Here is a 2,079-nt window from a genome sequence, read left to right as displayed (position 1 = left end):
GCCCCCGCCCACTCCCCCGCCCGGCGGGGGAGTGGGCGGGGGCTCGTACGGGGCGTCGGGGGCGGGGTCGGTCGGTCGCCGGTCTGCGCTCGGCTACGCGGCTTGGCGGCGGTTGTGCAGGCGGGCGATACCGAGCATGGCGTGATGGACGCCGTCGCCCTTGAGACGGCAATCGCGCAGGATCTTCCAGGCCTTCATCCGGGCGGAGACGTGCTCGACGCGGGCTCGGACCTGCTTGTGGTCGCGGTGGTGCTCGGCCTGCCATTCGGTGAGTTCGCCTTCCCTGTCAAGCCGGCGTGTTGAGGAAGCGGCGCCCAACTGGTCCCGTCGTGACGCGCACAGGTGATGGCCGGCTGCGCCCCCAGTTCTCTCCGCGCCCCCAAGGCTGGTGGCGGTCGGACGTGCTGGACGGGCACATGACAGATGTCGATCGCAACCCATCCCGGGGCCGCAGCCGTGACGGAACGGTTACCGTACGGGTGCGAATCATGTCGGCGGCGACTAGGCTTGACAGCAAGCCCAGTGGTTCCTGGGATCATCTGCCCCCATTGTCTCCACTGCATTTTGCGTGCGCGCGACACGTCTTCACTGATTCTTAAAGCTCCCCAAGCATAGAGATTGTGACAGACGGGAGAGCCTCATGCTTATTTTTGTCATGACGTGCATGGCAGTTGTCCTGGTAGGCCTCATGGTCCGCCTTTCGCGACCTGCCTATGCCGATCTGAAGTGCGGTGACGCACCCATGTACTTTGACGGCGGACTCGTCGTCACATGGTCGGGGCCCGCCCCCGAAGAGGCACGGGTGAGGGTGGCGAACGGCGGTATCTTCGAGCGGGTCGAGCAGGCCACCGGGCCAGGGATTCCGTCGGACTACCCTGAGAAGTACTTGAAGAACCTTCGCACGTCCGAGGTGTTCAACGCCTGCACTGCATGGACTCCCGACGAGCTGGTGCGCTGGCAAGGACGCCACGGAATCGAGATGGAGCCCGAAGCCCTGAGCGTCTACGAAAGCTATCTCAAGAGCGGCAATACCATCTTCATGGCGCTGGTGGACCATCCGAGCGTCACTGATCCTGGATCATTCGTGGCCTGCAGCCTGGTACTCCAGCGCGCCGTGATCGTCTACAACGGCGGGCGTCAGGACCTGTTCCTCCGCTCATATTTCCACAGCGCGCGGGAAGACTCGTCAGAGTTTGTCAACTTCGCACCTGGCGGCAGTGTTCACTATTCATTCAAGACCGATACCGTCTGGTTCCCTCTGGAGCTGACCCGGTTCATCTCCGAGCCGTCCTCGTACGTCGAGCTGGATATCGTCACCTCCGAGGGATTCGACGAGGGCCTTCTTCCGGCCCCGTTCTCGGCGCGAGAAAGCGGCTATGTGCTTCTGGGGGACATCAAGTACCAGGCGAGGCGGGCCTCGGCTGTCCTCAGCATCGGAGATCAACATCGCGCCATCCCCGACTTCAGGCTAAAACTTGGCCGTTGAAATTCCACACCTGCCCCGCCGAGGAATCGCGGGGCAGGCTTTCCGACGGCCGGCTGGGGGAACGACCAGTGCACCCTGCGGAGATCATATACCTGACCGGATTGGCGCTGGCAGTCATTGCCGTGACTTCGCTGACCTGTTTCGTTCGGATAGCAACGGAGTCCATGACGCCGACACTACTTGTCGACGACCGTCTCCTGGTCGTCCGGAGGCCGGTACTGACGCGGCACTGTCCCGCTCGCGGCCAGGTCGTGGTCTTCACCTCCGGTACCGACGGGCGCAGGATGGTCAAGCGCGTCGCCGCCACAGGAGGGGACAGCGTTCTTGTCGGCGGCAGCGCCCGGGCGGACGGCTCGATCGACAACGACACGCGGGTTGACGTACCCCTGGGCAGAATTTTCGTACTGGGAGACAATCGAGGGGTTTCACGCGACTCACGAGAATACGGGTGCATCAGTTCTCGGCAGGTAACAGGCCGGGTTATTCTCGTCGTATGGCCGCCACGTCGATTGCGGGTAGTCCGGTGACAGCCGAAGACCGTACGCGGGAACGGGCTCCACCGGGCGGGGGCGGGTACGGGCTGCCCGGTGGAG

At 63.9% G+C, this 2,079-nt stretch carries 2 protein-coding genes and 1 pseudogene; 2 read left to right on the top strand and 1 reads right to left on the bottom strand.

Translation table 11 applies throughout. The annotated features are described in order from the left end of the window. Positions 1-93: 93 nt before the first annotated feature. Positions 94-276: pseudogene (locus ACIQOV_RS38895) on the bottom strand (transposase); the annotation flags it as partial. 388 nt (positions 277-664) lie between these two features. On the opposite strand from ACIQOV_RS38895, the gene ACIQOV_RS38890 reads away from it, so the two are divergent. Beyond that, entirely contained in the window at positions 665-1,486 is an 822-nt protein-coding gene (locus tag ACIQOV_RS38890) for a hypothetical protein (RefSeq protein ID WP_401055549.1), read from the top strand. A 68-nt stretch (positions 1,487-1,554) separates the two neighbouring features. After that, positions 1,555-2,013 carry a signal peptidase I gene (gene lepB, locus ACIQOV_RS38885; RefSeq protein WP_401055551.1) on the top strand — a complete coding sequence of 153 codons (459 nt, stop codon included), beginning with the start codon at positions 1,555-1,557 and terminating at the stop codon, positions 2,011-2,013. The last annotated feature ends 66 nt before the right edge of the window (positions 2,014-2,079 follow it).

The organism is Kitasatospora sp. NPDC091257 (assembly GCF_044757675.1).
Lineage (GTDB): Bacteria > Actinomycetota > Actinomycetes > Streptomycetales > Streptomycetaceae > Kitasatospora > Kitasatospora lactacystinica.
The sequence above is the reverse complement of the archived record's forward strand: the minus strand, read 5'-3'. Positions and strand labels throughout refer to the sequence as shown.